Source organism: Grimontia sedimenti, from assembly GCF_011045095.1.
Lineage (GTDB): Bacteria > Pseudomonadota > Gammaproteobacteria > Enterobacterales > Vibrionaceae > Enterovibrio > Enterovibrio sedimenti.
The window spans coordinates 33,970-51,173 of record NZ_JAALDL010000001.1 but is presented as its reverse complement, the minus strand read 5'-3'; the positions used below and the strand labels follow the sequence as shown (position 1 = coordinate 51,173).

General features: G+C 47.8%; 16 protein-coding genes and 1 tRNA gene. 9 read left to right on the top strand and 8 right to left on the bottom strand.

What is annotated here, in order from left to right; translation table 11 throughout:
- Positions 1-22 precede the first annotated feature (22 nt).
- Positions 23-901, top strand: a complete 879-nt coding sequence (locus tag G5S52_RS00245; protein WP_002542750.1) for a LysR family transcriptional regulator — start codon at positions 23-25, stop codon at positions 899-901.
- Positions 902-961: 60 nt separating this feature from the next.
- Here G5S52_RS00245 and G5S52_RS00240 read toward each other — a convergent pair whose 3' ends face one another.
- The 7 genes from G5S52_RS00240 to G5S52_RS00210 all read right to left on the bottom strand — a co-directional run bounded on the left by G5S52_RS00240 (position 962) and on the right by G5S52_RS00210 (position 5,908).
- Positions 962-1,444, bottom strand: coding sequence for a DUF3299 domain-containing protein (locus G5S52_RS00240; RefSeq protein WP_165011291.1), 483 nt, complete (start codon positions 1,442-1,444; stop codon positions 962-964).
- Positions 1,445-1,448: 4 nt separating this feature from the next.
- Positions 1,449-2,705, bottom strand: coding sequence for an ABC transporter permease (locus G5S52_RS00235; RefSeq protein WP_165011290.1), 1,257 nt, complete (start codon positions 2,703-2,705; stop codon positions 1,449-1,451).
- Entirely contained in the window at positions 2,706-3,398 is a 693-nt protein-coding gene (locus G5S52_RS00230; protein WP_165011289.1) for an ABC transporter ATP-binding protein, read from the bottom strand.
- Positions 3,399-3,436: 38 nt separating this feature from the next.
- Positions 3,437-4,204: a zinc uptake protein ZrgA gene (zrgA, locus tag G5S52_RS00225; protein WP_165011288.1), complete on the bottom strand. Its 768-nt coding sequence runs from the start codon at positions 4,202-4,204 to the stop codon at positions 3,437-3,439.
- A gap of 36 nt (positions 4,205-4,240) precedes the next feature.
- Entirely contained in the window at positions 4,241-4,522 is a 282-nt protein-coding gene (locus G5S52_RS00220; RefSeq protein WP_165011287.1) for a hypothetical protein, read from the bottom strand.
- Between the two features lie 189 nt (positions 4,523-4,711).
- A tRNA-Asn gene (locus G5S52_RS00215) sits at positions 4,712-4,787 on the bottom strand.
- Positions 4,788-4,936: 149 nt separating this feature from the next.
- On the bottom strand, positions 4,937-5,908 hold the full coding sequence (locus G5S52_RS00210; RefSeq protein WP_165011286.1) for a Gfo/Idh/MocA family protein: 972 nt from the start codon (positions 5,906-5,908) through the stop codon (positions 4,937-4,939).
- Between the two features lie 319 nt (positions 5,909-6,227).
- Between G5S52_RS00210 and G5S52_RS00205 the strand changes: the two genes are divergently transcribed.
- The 8 genes from G5S52_RS00205 to G5S52_RS00170 all read left to right on the top strand — a co-directional run bounded on the left by G5S52_RS00205 (position 6,228) and on the right by G5S52_RS00170 (position 15,520).
- Entirely contained in the window at positions 6,228-6,896 is a 669-nt protein-coding gene (locus tag G5S52_RS00205; RefSeq protein WP_165011285.1) for a hypothetical protein, read from the top strand.
- Between the two features lie 123 nt (positions 6,897-7,019).
- Positions 7,020-7,631: an SEL1-like repeat protein gene (locus G5S52_RS00200; protein WP_165011284.1), complete on the top strand. Its 612-nt coding sequence runs from the start codon at positions 7,020-7,022 to the stop codon at positions 7,629-7,631.
- 201 nt (positions 7,632-7,832) lie between these two features.
- On the top strand, positions 7,833-9,644 hold the full coding sequence (locus G5S52_RS00195) for a metallophosphoesterase family protein (RefSeq protein ID WP_235956029.1): 1,812 nt from the start codon (positions 7,833-7,835) through the stop codon (positions 9,642-9,644).
- 73 nt (positions 9,645-9,717) lie between these two features.
- A complete protein-coding gene (locus G5S52_RS00190) occupies positions 9,718-9,981 on the top strand; it encodes a DUF2960 family protein (protein ID WP_002540041.1) in 264 nt (87 codons plus the stop codon).
- Positions 9,982-10,248: 267 nt separating this feature from the next.
- Positions 10,249-10,485: an HP1242/YdcH family protein gene (locus G5S52_RS00185; RefSeq protein WP_165011282.1), complete on the top strand. Its 237-nt coding sequence runs from the start codon at positions 10,249-10,251 to the stop codon at positions 10,483-10,485.
- Between the two features lie 325 nt (positions 10,486-10,810).
- The gene (locus tag G5S52_RS00180) at positions 10,811-12,817 is read left to right on the top strand and encodes a GGDEF domain-containing protein (RefSeq protein WP_165011281.1); all 2,007 of its coding nucleotides are present in this window, start codon (positions 10,811-10,813) and stop codon (positions 12,815-12,817) included.
- 325 nt (positions 12,818-13,142) lie between these two features.
- Positions 13,143-14,261, top strand: coding sequence for a PQQ-dependent sugar dehydrogenase (locus tag G5S52_RS00175; protein ID WP_165011280.1), 1,119 nt, complete (start codon positions 13,143-13,145; stop codon positions 14,259-14,261).
- A gap of 452 nt (positions 14,262-14,713) precedes the next feature.
- A complete protein-coding gene (locus G5S52_RS00170; protein ID WP_165011279.1) occupies positions 14,714-15,520 on the top strand; it encodes a substrate-binding periplasmic protein in 807 nt (268 codons plus the stop codon).
- A gap of 43 nt (positions 15,521-15,563) precedes the next feature.
- Here G5S52_RS00170 and G5S52_RS00165 read toward each other — a convergent pair whose 3' ends face one another.
- Positions 15,564-16,871, bottom strand: a complete 1,308-nt coding sequence (locus G5S52_RS00165) for a glycoside hydrolase family 18 protein (protein ID WP_165011278.1) — start codon at positions 16,869-16,871, stop codon at positions 15,564-15,566.
- Positions 16,872-17,204 lie beyond the last annotated feature (333 nt).

The window sequence follows — 17,204 nt, the reverse complement described above, 5'->3', positions numbered from 1 at the left end:
TAGGTAAAAGAGAGAAAGACTCATGCAATGGACATTGGAACAACTCAAGGCGTTTGTAGAAGCCGCCGAAACAGGGTCCTTTTCAGCTGCAGCCCGCAAGTTAGGTAAGGCACAGTCCCGTGTTAGTACCGCAATTGCCAATCTGGAGATTGATCTGGGCTTCGAGCTTTTCGACAGAAGCGCAAAGTTGCCCGTTCTTACCGAAGCTGGAAAGGAAATGCTGGTAGATGCCAAAGCGATACTTCAGCAATGTCACAGGATGAACTCCCGTGCGATGGCTGTGACTGGCGGCGAGCCAGTTGCGTTCAATGTCGCCATGGATGAGGCTGTTCCCATACAGACATTTGAAATCCTGTTTGAGCGAATTGCTGAGGCGTTTCCCGAACTCAAGCTCACTATTCTGAATGGTTCCCAAGACGACATTGCCACCTGGGTCAATGAAGGCCGGGCTGATATTGGGTTTATCTACCGGGTAAAGCCGCTTTCTGAATCTCTTGATTGGTATGACATTGAAACCGTGAAGCAATGCCTGATCACGGGGCATGACCACCCTCTTGCCCTACTTGAGCATCCGCACGAAGACGACTTAGTAAAATACCGCCAACTCGCCATTCGGGATAGACTCGGTTACTCACAGGAAGAACCTCTCTCTCCTCGCTACTGGCACGTTGATAGCTACTACTACATCTCGAACCTTATCACTCGAAACCTTGGTTGGGCTTTTGTTCCTGAGCACATAGTCAGCCACGAGTGGATGGAGGGTTCCGTCAAAGAGCTATCAACTGCAGAATTATCCAGCCCACCACTGTTAACCCTGAGCGCTATCAAGCGGAAAGCTAGGGGATGGGATAAGGTGATGTTATGGATAGACAATACACTGAGCTCACTTTTCACCCAATAGCAGAAGCGCTAACCAGAAAAACAAACGCCCGCATGATGCGGGCGTTTTTATCAGACACTATTACATATCGTCGTAAGGCTCTAACGCTGTGCCTTCCAGCAAATAACCGGCTTGCGCGATATCATGGGAAACCGTTTGGGTTTTCAATTTACCTACCACGTAAACCACATCCCAAAGCTCTTGAACGGGTGCGCCTTCTTCAAACTTCACGTACACGATTTGATTCGGTGGCGGTGGTGGTACATGGATGCAGGCACCAAAGAATGGAACCAACAGAAATTCCGTCACTTTGTTAGCATCACCTTCAAGAGGGATGACAAACCCTGGAATTTTGACCTGACTGTTGTTCAGTTCTGGGCGTACTTTACCCACCAGATTTTGCTGAGGGGCATCGTTGTTGTGATCGATCATCGGCATGCCACGATCGTTAAACTGCTGGCGCTCAGACTCTGGAATTAAATCCAGCCAATCCAATTTCAGTGCTTCATCAGCCTGCGCAATCATTGGCAGACACGCGGTGAGAACTAGTAACCATTTTTTCATTATCTTATATCCGTATTGTCATGCCGTCTGACAGAGACTGGCGATACGCGCGAAGCGCAGGGAACATCCCCACTAAAAATCCTGCCACCAGCACAATGCCAATGAGTGTCCATTCATGTGGACTCAAAAATGCAGCGGAAAGTTGCAATCCATATTGGCTCAGCACAAAAGGTGCAGCCAGATTAATCATTATCAGCAGCGCTGTCACGCCAGTGATAATACCTAATAGCGTCAGGAACAAGGCTTCACTGACCAGCAGGAAGAAGATATGTGCTGGCCTAGCCCCCATTCCACGCAGTATCGCCATTTCGCGTCGACGCTCATTCAGGCTGGTTAACAGGCTGGAAAGCATCCCCATCAACCCTGCAACCACAACAAAACCCGATACCACCAATAGCGCTTGCTCTGCTACAGACATCATGCCCCACAACTCATGTAGTGCAATCCCGGGCATAATGGCTGTTAGAGGTTCCTGCTTGTATTCATTGATGGTTCGCTGCAACGCAAAAGTCTGAATGCGACTTTTTAGCCCAACCAGTAACGCTGTGATTTGTTCTGGCTGTAGCGAGTCGGGGTCGATATCCTCCGCTTTGATGCCTGTCCCCATTCGCGCGCCGCTTTCCCAACCAATATGAATGGCTTCAATGGCAAGCAAAGATACATGCACGCTGCGGTCAACCGGTGTACCGGTAGGCGCGAGAATCCCCGTGACCTTGAACGGAAGATTATCGTGTCGGGCAAAGCTTTTGTCAGCCAAACCATGGGCTATGACAACTTCGTCACCCAATTTGTACCCCAGTTTTTTGGCAACCTCTGAACCGATCACTGTGTCAAACAACCCATCAAAAGATGCACCTTCTTTGAAGGACAAAGGCTGTTTTTGGCCGTAACGGTAATACTTGAAATAGTCCTCCGTTGTACCGACTACGCGGAAACCTCGGTGAGAATCACCTAACGAGATGGGAATCGACCAAGCCACCGCAGGATGACTTTTTACATCCTCTACGCTTTGCCAATCAATATTGTTGGTGGCGTTGCCGATGCGAAATACGGAATAAAGCAGAAGGTTAACCTGACCAGAACGCGCGCCCACGATCAAGTCCGTTCCCGAGATGGTGTTGGCAAAACTTTCTTTGGCTTGGGTTCTTACACGCTCAACACCAATTAGCAGTGCTACTGACACTGCAACAGTAAATATCGTTAATAGGGCGGTGGCTTTACGGTTTCGCAAACTTTGAAGTGCTAATCGGATGATGGCCATTTACAGCACCTCCGTTTGAATCGCTGCGCGATTAAGCTCAGGTAGCGAAATAGAGCGACCGAAGTGCGATTCCAAAGAACTGTCGTGAGAAACAAACAACAGGCTGGAGCCCGCGTTTTCGCATTCGTTCATCAAAAGGGAAATGAACGCGTTTCGGGTATCGGCATCCAGTGCGGAGGTAGGTTCATCTGCCAGCAGCAACGCAGGCTTTCCAATCAGTGCCCTCGCTGCGGCAACACGTTGCTGTTGACCAATGCTAAGCTCGGTAACGGGTTTATTCAGGCAATTTTCCGGCAACGCCAATGCACTTAGCAGACGTTCGGCTTCTTGCTGCAGGTTGCCCCCTGCCTTTTCTTTGCGCGCTTTGGAAAAACGACAAGGCAAGGTGACGTTATCAATCACTGAGAGATATGGAAGTAGGTTAAATTGCTGGAAGATATAGCCAAGATGATCAGCGCGAAAAGCATCGCGTTTAGCGCCTCTTAATGCCGTTAAATCTGCTCCCTGAAAACGCAGTAAGCCTTCATCAGCGATGTTGATGCCAGCAATCAGACCAAGCAGCGTGGACTTACCACACCCACTGGCCCCTTTTAGAAATACACGCTCTTTGGCTTCGAGCGAGAAATGGGGAATATCAATTTGCCATTGTTCTTGGCCTGGCCACCTGAACCGGAGGTCTTCAATCAATAACATAAAATGCAAACCAGAGGCCCCCGAAGGGGCCTGAGTAATTAGAAACGGAATGTGGTTGAAGATGGCATTAGCTCAGTCGCTGCGACACCTTTGTCTGTCACTGCCTGAACACTGATCTTCTCGGTATTGCCAAATGCGGTAAACCAATCTGTCGTAATGGATTTAAGCTCAGCTGGCGATTTACAGTGGAAGGTATACTGTGCTGAAAACTCGCCGTGTTGCGCTTTTCCATGCTCGTGATCATGGTCATGGTCATGGTCATGGTCATGGTCATGGTCATGGTCATGGTCATGGTCATCATGACCTTTATGCTCTTCATGTTTGTCATGGCTATGATCATCGTGTTTATCGTGATCATGACCGTGGTGATCATCATGTTCGTCGTGCTTATCATGATCATGGTCGTCATGGGCATGTTCATCGTGATCATGGTGACCTTCATGATCATGGTCGTGATGGTCACCATGCTCTTCCTCACCCAAGGTGTGAGAGACCCGCTGTGCTTCTAGCTCACAACCTGCTTCTGAGTTAATCGCAAACAATGCACCCGGTTTTGCCAATGCAGCCACCGCTTTTTCAATGGCTGCTTTTTGTTCGGCATTTTCCGGTGCGTGCTCAAAACCTACCACGTCACTGCCTGGCGCGGTGATTTCAGCCAGAAGCTCATCTCCGTCTTGGGCAATATGCCACTCAACAACACCATGTTGGTGAGCATCATGTTGACGAAATTCTTTATTTTCTGCAGTCGCTGCCGACGACACACCCAAAGCAATTGCACTCAGTGCAAACAAGTAATTAGTACGCATAAATTCTCCAAAAATGAATGTTTAAATGTAGATGAATTAAATCAATAACTTTGGAGGGGAACGCGCATTTTGGGTGATAGATACGGTCGACAGAAGTGATGAACCAATATTTGGCTGAACTGAAGCCGGGGTGTGGGAGACTGGGACGAGTGCAGCACCAAATTCAATGGCAGGCATACCGAGTACACAAACTGCACATTCGTGATCCACTTTCTGGCTATGATGATGTTCGCCTTTGTGATGCGCAACCGCAAAACCCTGCCAGCAGAAAAGAACAGCCAACAGCACAGGGAGTAATTTGCGGAATGAAAACAGCATGATCCGTCATCTACCTAAAGCGATAATGTTACAATATAACATTACAGCACTAGAGATTTGAACGCCTGATTCGTACTAATTTGTAACAAGCGTAGGTCAACGACATATCGCGAAGCGACAATGACGACAACGGCCACTTTCAAACAGGTAAAACGAAAGAAGCCCCGTCTTTCGACGAGGCTTCAAATTTGGCTCCCCCTGCTGGACTTGAACCAGCGACATACGGATTAACAGTCCGCCGTTCTACCGACTGAACTAAGGGGGAAAAGTCTGTGTTCCTTAGAACGAGGTGAATATTAGGGAAACCGCCCAAGGCTTGCAAGCACTAATTTGCGTTTCAGGCCGAATTTAGCTTCAAGTGACTAAATCATGAGCTATTCGCCTTTCAAATCAGCAGATTCCTCACCAAATTCCTTAGCCGTTAAGAATTTGCTCCATCGCCCACGTTGTATTTCTGCCTTCGATTCCTAAGCTGGGATGCTCTTTGTCACCATTCAGGTGCGCAATCAGGTTCTCAACATGGAAATACTGCACGGGGTCCGGATTCTCGATATTTACCGACGCTTTCTCTTTTCCATCAAGCTCAAAGTCATCTTCACCAAATACTGAGCAAACAATCCGGCCTTCACTGCCAATAATCTCAACACGATCTTCACGGTTTGCCGCGCCAAAATTCCAATAACCAGAACCCAGCACACCACTTTCAAAAGCGAGACTTGCCGCTACCGCATCCTCAGCTTCGTAGTAGCCTTGTTGATTGGTTTTGATGCCTTTAGCAACCACAATGTTCCCAAACCACTGCTGGAACAGATTCAACCCATGGCTGGCTAGATCCACAAAGTAACCACCTCCGGCTTGAGCAGGATTCACGCGCCAGTTGTCTTTGCCCTCTTTGTCATCGCTGTTGGGCGCACGATGATAAGTCCAATGAATATGCCTGACATCACCAATCATTCCCTGCTCTAGCCAGTTTCTCACCACGTCAAATCTTGGTAGCGAGCGACGATAATAAGCCACGAACAGTGGCACATTCGCTTTCTCAAAAGCCGCGAGCATTTGGTCGCATTCGTCTGTCGTCAGTGCCATCGGTTTTTCAACCACACAAGGTTTGCCAGCACTGGCAGCCATAAGGGCATACTCCAGATGGCTATCAGGCGGTGTGGCAACATATATCGCGTCAACATGCTCGTCGGCCACCAATGCAGACGCATCCGTGGTGTAGCGGGCAATCCCATGTCGAGAGGCATAGTCGCTTGCCTGTTCGTCACGTCTTGCCATCACCATTTCCAATGATGAACCTTCTACCTGCCAAAAAGCCGGGCCGCTTTTTCGCTCAGTCACATTGCCACAGCCAATCATTCCCCATCGGACGGTTTTATTACGCATTATTCTTCCCTCTATATCTATCCCTTAAAGATACATGATTCAGTCAGTTACCCGAACTAATAAGAGTGAGACTGGAGGCGGGTGAATATTGGCATCAAATTCACACAAGCTTTTCGTTGGAACAGGAATGAATTCTGCATTAGCAGTATCACGGATAAGACAAATTGTGACGATTCGATGACGTATAGTCCCGCATCCGAATTCACCTCTCATAAAAATGGAACTTTGAAAGCGAATTAACATTTCGCTGTGACAAATATCACGGATATCCGGTCACTATAGGGTGAGAAAAGTATTATTGCAGTTTGAGAGGACGCTGATGTCACATCGCAGTAAAAATGCAGCCGCCATCTTTTACGCCTTTGCTCAGTTTTTGCTATTGGCAGTCTTGTTTTCTTTACCAGTGCTAATTATTAGAATTGATGTTTTTATATTAAAAAACAGTGTTCCAGAAGTTTCAGCTGTTGAGTATTCTGAACAAATTCTATTATTTTTTACCACTCTTTGTTATGCGTACATCGCGAAACAGAGCCCTTCATTTAGACGCTTTGGTGCCTTGGTGATAGGTTTTTTCCTGTGCTTGCTGATCCGCGAATTGGATATGTTCTTTGACCAGTTGGTTTTCCATGGTTTTTGGGTTTATCCCGCTTCGATCGTCGCTGCCAGTGCCATCCTCTTTTCGCTGACAAACAGGGCAGAAACCGCCGCGCAGTTTGCAGCTTTTGTGAAACACCGCCACTTCGCTTTACTGTGTTTAGGGCTGGTATTGCTCCTGGTCTTCTCGAGACTCTTCGGCATGGGTTCGCTTTGGCGCGAGGTGCTGGATGAAGGCTATGTCCGCGCAGCAAAAAATATCGCGGAAGAAGGCACAGAGCTAATGGCATATGTCATCATCTTCTACGCTTCTCTGCGTTACGCGTTTGCCATGAAACCCGTGAAAGACGAGTCTGCGCAAAAAACGAACTCCAATATTTTCTGTAAACACTGATACCCGACTCGCTATTTGGCCGTACAAAGTACGGTCAATTTCACTGCCTTTTCTCAATGATGGGAAAGCGAGTGATATGCCACACCTTTTACACTCTCTCCATCGTTGTAAAAGGAATGAAGTATGAAGTGGTTGCTTCCTGCCATGCTGGTCACTGTCGCCGCTTGCTCTGAAGAGGCAGCACATACCAACACACAATGTCCGACGCTCGCCAATTATTCTGGCGCGTTTTTGGATAGTGATTTCTATCGTGGTTGGCAACATTTGCAACGTGGCGAGTACCCAACGGAAAACTGTCGGCAAGCCTCTCCTTACTTCCTCAACGGCGTCAACAATAGTGCGGTATTTGAGCTTTCCACGCTCTATCTCGATTTTTGCAGTGAAACGCCACAGCAAGACGCCCTTACGCAAAGCAGCATTTATCATAGTGAACGTTTAGCCACTGGCGTCGATTACGACGAGTTCAAATGGGTGCTTGATCTCGCACTCTGCAATAGCCCTGTAGAGCAATATGCCTTAGGTCAAATGCTGTTTAATGGCTTCATCACCGACAAAGACGTAGATAAAGGTATCTACTTCCTCAGCCTTGCAGCCCGCCAGGAACACGTTCAGGCGCAATTGGCCCTTTCCACGGCTCTGCTGGATATTGGTGAAAATGAAGTCGCTGCTCAGTGGCTCGCCAAAGCACAAGACAATGGTGCCAACATTCTATCCGAAAGACGCCCAACTGATTGAACGTCTAAATTTGCATGACTTTACAAACACACCGCTACAAATCGTCGGTGAGAATGCGTAAAGTTAAGGTAATAAACAATAAAGTTGAGTTACCTCGTGGCGTTACCTGTTTTTCTGGCTGGACCTATTTTACGGCGGACAACCCAAGATGATATTTGCATTTGGGCTATGACGTCTGAGCCCCTAACCGCGGATTTTTTGTTGTTTCAACCGGAACAGGATCACGCGTTTTATCAATCCAGCTTTTCTACCCAAAAACAGGTGCAACTCGGTGAGCGCTGCTTTGTTGTCATGGCACAGTTCTCGGGTGAATCATCGTTTACTCCTGATATCCCGATACAGTACGACATCGTCGAGCAGGGGCATTCTTTGCTTTCCTCACTGGACGGTTTTCTCTATCAGGATGAATCCCGCCCCACTTTCGTCGTGCCCTCAAAAGCAGAAAACATAGCTCATGGCTCCTGTCGACACCCACATCACCGCTGTGAAGACGCGTTAGCGGCATTGGATAAAAGCTATGAAGAAACGCCGGTTGAAAACCGCGCTGACCTGTTAATCATGAGTGGCGACCAAATCTATGCCGATGACGTGAGCGGCCCACTGATGTCGGCGATTCGCCAGACCATCGACTTACTTGGCATGAAAGACCAGGCGTTCGAAGGCGCAGATATTCGTTGGTGTAGTGATCTTTCACCGGAAAACACCCCCATTTATAGCCGCACGGAATTGCTTCCATACAGCGATATAAACCACGGCCTGATAAAACGGCTTTTCAAGGCAAAACCCGAGCCGGTGTTCAGCTCGCGAACCACCGAAAACCATCTGGTCAGCTTCAACGAGTTTATCGCCATGTATGCTCTGGTGTGGTCACCGGCTTTATGGCAGCACATTACACTCGACGACACCTTGTCGACGCTGTCACCAGAGCGCCAACAGCAATGGCGATATGAGCTCAATGAACTTGGTAAATTCCGTGCTGGGCTGGAGCAGGTTCGCCGCCTATTCGCACATATTCCGACGTACATGATTTTCGATGACCACGATGTAACCGACGACTTTAACCTTACGGTTGGCTGGGAACGTGCAGTGAACAACTCATCCTTTGCCAAAGGCATCATCACCAATGCCATGATGGGGTATTTCTTCTGTCAGGGATGGGGGAACGAGCCCAAGGCTTTTACTGAAGATTTCTGGTCGCCTATGCAAGCGTTCCTTGATTCTCCCGATCCAGAAAATCTCGAAGCGATGACACAGGTTATGCATCACTTCGAGCATTGGCATTACACCATTCCGACGACCCCGAAAGTCGTGGTCATTGATACCCGAACCCGACGCTGGCGTTCAGAGTCCAGCTATAACAAACCTTCAGGGTTAATGGATTGGGAGTCTCTCATGGACTTCCAACAGGATGTGTTCAACAACGACGCTGTGGTCGTGGTTTCACCCGCGCCAATGTTCGGGGTCAAATTCATCGAGACCATCCAACGTATTGTGACATTCATGGGTCATCCCCTCGCGACGGACTCCGAGAACTGGATGGCGCATCCAGGCTCTGCCAATGCGTTGCTGAATATTTTCAAGCATCCGAAAACGCCCAAGAACTTCGTGATTTTATCTGGTGATGTTCACTATTCGTTCGCCTACGACATACGCATGCGTTTTCGCAAAAGTAGCCCACGCATCTGGCAAATCACTTGTAGTGGTTTTAGAAACCAGTTCCCTGAGCCGTTTTTGTCCATTTTCGAATGGTTGGACAGAAAGCTGTTCTGGCCAGCATCGCCACTGAATTTTTTCACCCGCAGGAAACGCATGCGTATTGAACGTCGACGACCAGACAACGGTAGCACGAGTCTGTTGGTTAACCAAAGTGCAGTGGGTATTGTGAAGCTCAATCCCGATGGCTCGCCAGGTTACATTGGTTTGTTGACAGGGAAAGGAGAACGAATCGCCTTTCATCCTTGCGAGGAAACGGACAACGAAGAAGAGTTTGTCAGCGCGGATCTTTCTCGATAAAGATTGGCTATGTTGACTTGGTAATGCCGGTAAGGAATACTCCTGCCCCATTTCCTTAGCAATGAGTGCAGATATGTCACGCCAACTTGAATATGTCTATAAAGGCGAAACCAAAGTGATCACCTTCTCTTTCCAGAAGCATCGCTCGCCTCATGAAGCTGCCGCAGAAGCAGAAGGTATCGACCTGACTGACTTTCTGAAAATGGAACTTCAGTTGGAAATGGTTGCGGATGGAAAAGCCGTGAAAAATCACAGAGACAGCTATTTCAACAAGCTGGGATTTGGCAAAATCGTGCTGTTGAAAAAAGAAGCTGAGTCCATCAAAGACAAACGCTGACATCTACACAATCGCAGTAACAAAGGCGCTTAAAGCGCCTTTTTTCGTCAATGTGAAGTTTACTTTACCCTCAGTGTTCAGTTGTTAAGACTCAAAACCAACTGATGACCTATCGCTAGAATCACGCCTCTCCAATCCCTATTCTGAAAGAGTGACAAGGTACTTTTTTACAGTCGCAGTCACACCGCACCAACACGTCCAACGTGGACGTTCCCGGAGATCCTACTGCGATCAAGACTTTCGCAGGAGCCGACTACAGGAGGTAATATGCAAGGTGAAAACCACGCACTCATGTTCGAGTTCCCTGAATACAAAGAAAAAATTCACGATATGAAGATGGCAGACAGCGCCTTTTGTCGTCTTGTGGATGAGTATCACCATCTTGACCACAGAATACGCGGTCTGGAGATGGCAAAAATTCCTACTGATGATGAAAACTTCCGTAACTTGAGGATGCGTCGCGTGCAGCTCAAGGATGAAATCTACCAACAAATCATACAATAGAAGACAACTCGCCAGCTCGCATTCGGGGCCCTTCGGCTAACAGATTGCAGACTGCGAGGGTAATGCACTGCCGCATCTTTGCGGCGGTGCGTTGCGTTGACTGCAGCAAAACTCCACATCCCTGCCTAAGCTTATCTAACGCCCGATAAACAATTTCATACATCCGGCTCAAATTTAATACAAAACCCATACATTGTGTTGGGTAATCTATGTCCGATAACTGGTCCCAAGCATTTGTTTTCACTTAAATGTGACCAACTTGGGTCAGAACAAAAAAACAACAATAACTTGACGTTTAGCTATGTCGATCATGGAAGCTTCATTAATGCAAAAAACGCTGAAAAACCTCCTTTTCTTGTTTGTGATTTTTACCGGAGCAGCCAATGCTTCTGTTGAAAAGACGCAGTCATTTGAGAAAACGCTTAATGGCGTTCAGTCCATTCTTTATTCCGTTCCTATCAAAGCACGCGCCTTGTTGAGTGAGCTGGAAAAAGTTGAGCTGAAACAAAACCAACCTTTGCCCCTACTGGTGCGCTATTACCTGCAAAAATCGACTGTTGATCTTTTGTTGAATGATCCTGAAAGCGCTATCTTAGCGGCAAACACTGGTATTGAACTGGCAAAGAACGACCCGCTGCTAAAAGCTGATTTGTACCTGATGCAACTGCGTTTAGGCCAAGCGAGAATACTTAAAGGCGAAGAAGCGCTGGTTCTCGATCAGTTAGATACGCTTCTGGCAGAATCTCAAACCCTCAACGACCCTTCCGTCACCGCAGAAATCCTGCTGGTTAAAGGTCAGGCTTACAAAGCACAGAACGACTACGATGTCTCGATGGCGGCTTTAATGAGCTCCCTTGAGGCGGCAAAAACCACGCAAGATGCCCTTCTGGTCGAACGTATTGCCTCCAGCTTGGGGGGCATTTTGGTGCAATTAAACGGTTTTGATAAAGCATCACTTCTGCTCGATCAGTCTTACCAGTTCTTCCGTGAGCGCAAAATGTCCTTTAACCAGTTGCTGGTTAAGCTAGACATGGCGGAACTTGCCAAGAAACAGGGCGACAAAAAACAAGCCTTGCTGGAATACAAGCAAGCTCTGCAAATCGCGCAAGTCCTTGGTGACGGCTCTCACCGCTTCCGTATCAACCTTCAAATTGCTGATTTGTTGCTTCAATCCGGCGACACCAAAAGCATGGGTCGCTACCTAAAGCAGACTGATGCCTTGCGCGACCGTGAGACCATCCGCTACTACATCAGTAAATACAATTACCTGAAAGCCAATGAAAATCTGCTAAATGAAAACTTTCAGGAAGCGATTGACTTAGTCACACCGTTGATCGCCGGTCAAGCTGACTTGACCCGTCTATACCGCACCGAGATTGAGCTGTATCTGGTCGCATCCAAAGCGCACTTCGGTATGGAAGACTACAAAAATGCTTACCTGACACTGTTGGATTATCAAAACCGTTTCAACAACTTCAGTGCTGATGAGCAAGTCGATAACCTGGAACGCCAACAAATGCTCTTTAACCTGGAGAAACTCAAAGCAGAAAACCAACATCTCAGCTGGAACAACGTCTTGCAGACCCTTGAGTTGAAAACCAACGAAGACAAGGTGGAATACCTGAATGTATTGGTTGTTGCCGGTGTGATGGCGACAGTGCTTGCCACTCTCGCCGCCCTTTGGATCAACCGACGTCGCGCCCGCTGGGGGAAAATCGCCAATACCGACAGCCTGACCGGTCTCTACAACCGACGTTACCTAAGCTCCCAGCTTGATAAACTCAAAGCGGACATGGAAAGCAATGGTGAGCCAATTAGCTGCCTGCTGTTGGATGTCGACCACTTTAAGAAGGTCAATGATACTTACGGCCACCCGGTTGGTGACAAGGTACTGACTGGCATTGCTGAACTGTTTAAAAACAACCTCCGACGTAATGACGTTTGCTCGAGGGTAGGCGGTGAAGAATTCATGCTTCTGCTCCCAAATAGTCAACTTGAGCAAGCACAGTTGATCGCAGAAGATTTGCGCACACGTATCAGTGAGTTAGCTTTCCTGACTGAGCAAGGCGACGAGTTTAACGTGACCGCCAGCTTTGGCGTATCATCTGTCGAGCCTGGGCAGTCGCTGTCAGACATTTACAGCGAAGTCGATAAACTCCTGTACCTCGCCAAACAAAACGGCCGTAACCGCGTTGAAAGCAGTGGTCTGGACAGTACGGAAAGAGACGCAACGCAATCGGTGCAGTCTTCTCCTTCAATGTCGGACAAATTCTCCCGCCTTGGCCGGGGAATGCGTCGCCTGAAATTCCGCTTTGCGCAACACTTCTCGTGACCCTTTAGACATGAGGTAAGATTGAGGGGTGACGGATGACATACCCAAACAACCTGAAGATGCTCGCATTCAGAGGTCATCAATGCGTTCAATTCGAGGAAAATATCATGAGGAATAGTCGTTCTATTTCCTTGGTATTTAACAAAGAAGTGGGCGCATTGATGGCCTCCCTCCGGGCGAGTTGACTGACGCCGTGCTCTTTGTTGTTCCTTTTTGATGGAAGTGACTACACCTACAAAGGAACGCCGCGATCACAACGCCAGTCAAACTCGCTGAATCCTGCATCTTCAGGTTATTTGGGTATAACAATCGAACGGAGCCCCTTATGAACACCACTCACCTTATTGCCGCACTCTTTGTATCAGCTTGCCTCCCCTTTGCAGCAACGGCCGAGAGCATTGCTTCAGAAAAACACAGCTTTACCGTCGAGCGGGTAGCACAAGGGCTAAACCACCCATGGTCATTGGTATTTTTGCCGAATGGTGACATGTTAGTCAGCGAGCGAAACGGCGGCCTTAAACGGGTAACGCGTGAAGGCGTGGTCTCGGAGATCCAAGGTCTACCAGAGAAGCTCGTTTATCGTGGTCAGGGGGGATTATTGGGACTGACCCTGTCACCGGATTTTAAAACCTCAAACCGCCTTTTCATTGCCTACGCCGAAGAAGGAGAGTTTAGAAAATCCGGCACCGCGGTATCTTCCGCAATACTTGATGGAAACACGCTGAAAAAAATCACTCCTATCTTTTCTCAGTCTCCCAAACTGGCCGGTGGAAGGCACTATGGCGGCCGGTTACTGGCCACCGATGAGCACCTTTATATCGCATTAGGGGATCGCGGTAACCGAGATAAAGCTCAACAAAACAACTCTCATATCGGCACGTTAGTCCGGCTAAATCTAGATGGCTCACTACCTTCAGATAACCCCTTTGTTGGTCAGAGTGGTAGCTTGCCGGAAATCTATTCCTATGGTCACCGCAACATCCAAGGCATGACGCTGGATAACGATGGGAAAACCCTTTGGACGCACGAACATGGTCCGCAAGGTGGCGACGAATTGAACCCTATATCAAAAGGCAATAACTACGGATGGCCTACCATTACTTATGGCGTAAATTATGGAACAGGAAGTCAAATTGGTACCGGTACTGCGCAGGATGGGATGGAACAGCCTGTCCATTATTGGGTGCCCTCCATTGCACCGTCTGGCATGGAAATGATTTCCGGCAAGAAGTTCCAACAATGGCAGGGAGATATCCTACTCGGTTCGCTGAAATTCGGCCTGCTCGTTCGCCTGGACATGGATAACGGTAAGGTGATCGGCGAAGAAAGATTGTTGGATGGAAACTATGGCCGCATCAGAGATGTGGTGGAGTCTCCTGATGGCAATATCTACTTGCTGACAGACTCATCCAATGGGGAGGTCTTAAAATTGTCACCATTGTAGTTGGCAATAATTTTTATTATTACAGCAAGTTAGAAGCCAAAGCGTAAAGAAAACCTTACAAGCATAAAATTGGTTTTCTGCTGAGAAATAAGCGTATTTTTGGAAAAGACTCTCCAAGAAATTTATGCAACTCACTAAGTTGCATTGTTAAAGTGATGCGCAGCCCAGCATTTAACAAACCTGTCGGAAGGGTTGGACACAGGGTGATCGGCAGGACTATAGTCAGCGCATACAAACAAAAACAAAGATATCTTTGCTTGCTGAAAAGACAAAACCCCGCTTTGCGGGGTTTTGTCTTTTATATTCCAAACAACCTGAAGATGCGCGAATTCAGGTTTTTTTGGTATACGTTTAAGAAATGAAAGCTCACGGTATCCCACCGATTTCAAACGATTTTCCGCTCAGCGTATATACTTATCTCATGAGTGAGAAACAGGCCCTTTGAGACGGACATGCGCAAATTTTTAACCACACTATTTTTGACAGCCGTTACCTTGGCGACAACAGAAGTGGCCGCGCAAAATTCTGATACCAATCATTTTACGATTGGCGTCCAGGACTTCGAAGATTACTCGCCTTACTCCCGCTATCAGCAACAGAGTTATCAGGGTTTTAACCGAGAACTTTTTGATGCTTTTGCCCGCGAATATAACTACAACTTTGACTATCAGGCGTTACCCCTGAAAAGGCTTTATTCTGCATTTCTACGTGGTGACGTTGATTTAAAGTACCCAGATAATCCTAACTGGAGCGCTTCATTAAAAGAGGGACACGACATCCTCTACAGCGATCCCGTGGTTTCTTTTGTCGATGGTGTCGTCACACTGGACCAAGCTCAAGGGAGTGCGACTGGAACGCTGACGCGCTTAGGCCTGATTTCCGGCTTCACGCCATGGCCTTTTATCGAAAAGGTGAAAGCCAAAGAGATCACCTTATTTGAAGTCAAGGAAATGGAATCTTTGATACGACTATTAGCATCGAACCGTATAGATGGCATCTACACCAATGTGGCGGCACTCAATATCAAACTGAAGGACTTGGGTGAGCAGGCGCCACCGATGAAGCTCAATAAGAAGCACCCTTATCTGAGTGGTACCCGCCATCTTTCAAGCATCAAACGGCCTGATATCGTTATTCAATTCAATCTTTTCCTAGAATCACACCAAGAATTGATAGCTCAACTCAAGGCTCAACACGGTATCCAAGAGGCGAAAGAAATACTTGGATCTGACGACCTCAATAAATCGCCAAAAAAATAGACCCGGCTTAATGCCGGGTCTAACCGCTGAGCTCTTACCTAACTTATTTCTTTGCTGTCTTGCTTTGCAGTACTTGATGCATGACTGACGTTAGCTCGTTGTCTGGGTCACCAGAAAGCTCCCAAGTGAAGACACCAGCCAAACCTTGCTGCTTCGCCCACTCTGCTTTTGCTTTTACCGAACGTGCATCTTCAAAAGAAATAAAGACTTTCTTCTCAGGGTTCCAAAGGTAAGGCGCATGTGAGGCTTCGTCATAGCCATACTGGTAGCCTTCAGACTTGGTGTAGTTCTGCTTCAAATCCCAGTACATGAAGTAACCCGGTTCGCCCGTACCGAAACTCGCACCTTTTTCTGATGCTAAATCAGAAGTAGGCAGGCTGCCGTCAAACTGAGAGCCCTCCCAGCCACGACCATAGAATGCCGCACCCAGAACCAGCTTTTCTTTTGGAATGCCCAACTCGATCATTTGATTGATAAAGACATCTGCGCCCATTCCCCACCAGCTACGATCGGTGGCATGCAGGTTTGTCAGGTGGCCAGTTTGCGGCCCCCAACCTCCCAGGAAGTCATACGTCATCGCGAACATATTGGTCAGTTTAGGTGCCGCGGATTCCCAATCGATTTGTGCCGCTTTCGGGCCGACTCCCACAGCAGTAGACAGTTCGTATTCACGACCCGTTTCCGCAGTTAACGTATCCAGCTCATCACGAAGCAAGGTCACCAGCGTGGTAAAAGCATTGCGTTCCAGCGCTTTCACATCATCAGACAGTTTTGTCTCAGGGTTCCAAGGAGAGGTTGTTAAACCGCCACCACCCGGGTACTCCCAGTCAAGATCGATGCCGTCGAAAAAGTCATATTCGGCAATGAGAGCCACAGCCGATTTAGCAAATTGTTTGATGGCCGCTTCGTCTTTTGCCATGGCATGGAATGGTTCTGACATGGTCCACCCACCAAAAGAAGGCAAGATTTTCAGATCAGGATGCGTCTTTTTTAGTTCAGCAAGCTGGGCAAAATGTCCTTTGTATGGCACGTCGACAGACACATCACCGAAGTCCACTTCCATCGCTGCTTCTTGATCAACGACGATCGCGGAAAACGGTGCTTTACCTTCACAGGCCTTCGCCACTTGTTGCTGAACGAGTTCTGATGCGCCATTGTGAGGGCCACACATGCTCAGAAAAGCGTAAATAACGTGGGTCAACTGGTCGGCAGGGATATCTTTTACCGTATACGGGTTATCTGCATTGGCGTACTGCCAGTCTGCAAAATAGCCACCAACAACGTGATTTTCCGCAAGCGCTGGTGTTGCCAAACAGGCACTGAGCGCTGCACCTGCTAAGATCTTTTTCATACCATCTCCTTGTAAGGCACATTCAAAATACCGAAGCTCTTCAATCACTTGATGGCGTCGGCATAAGTGACTAATTATTAGTCGAACTGGCCTTTCAAAACTGATGGATGCGTACCGAACAGGGCGTTCATAACAGTTAGGTTACAAAGTTTGCGAGTGTCTTGTTTTTTGGCGATAAAACGAGTCTTACGGTCTACATAAACTTGCACCACAGCGCACAGTTTTTCAAACGCTTAAATCAAGGTGTGAGACGCATTCAGCCTAAACAGATTCCGTTTTGGAGGCTGAGAGAGTATGCTGCCGCTAGTTTATTGAAAACCTGCTTATTCTTCC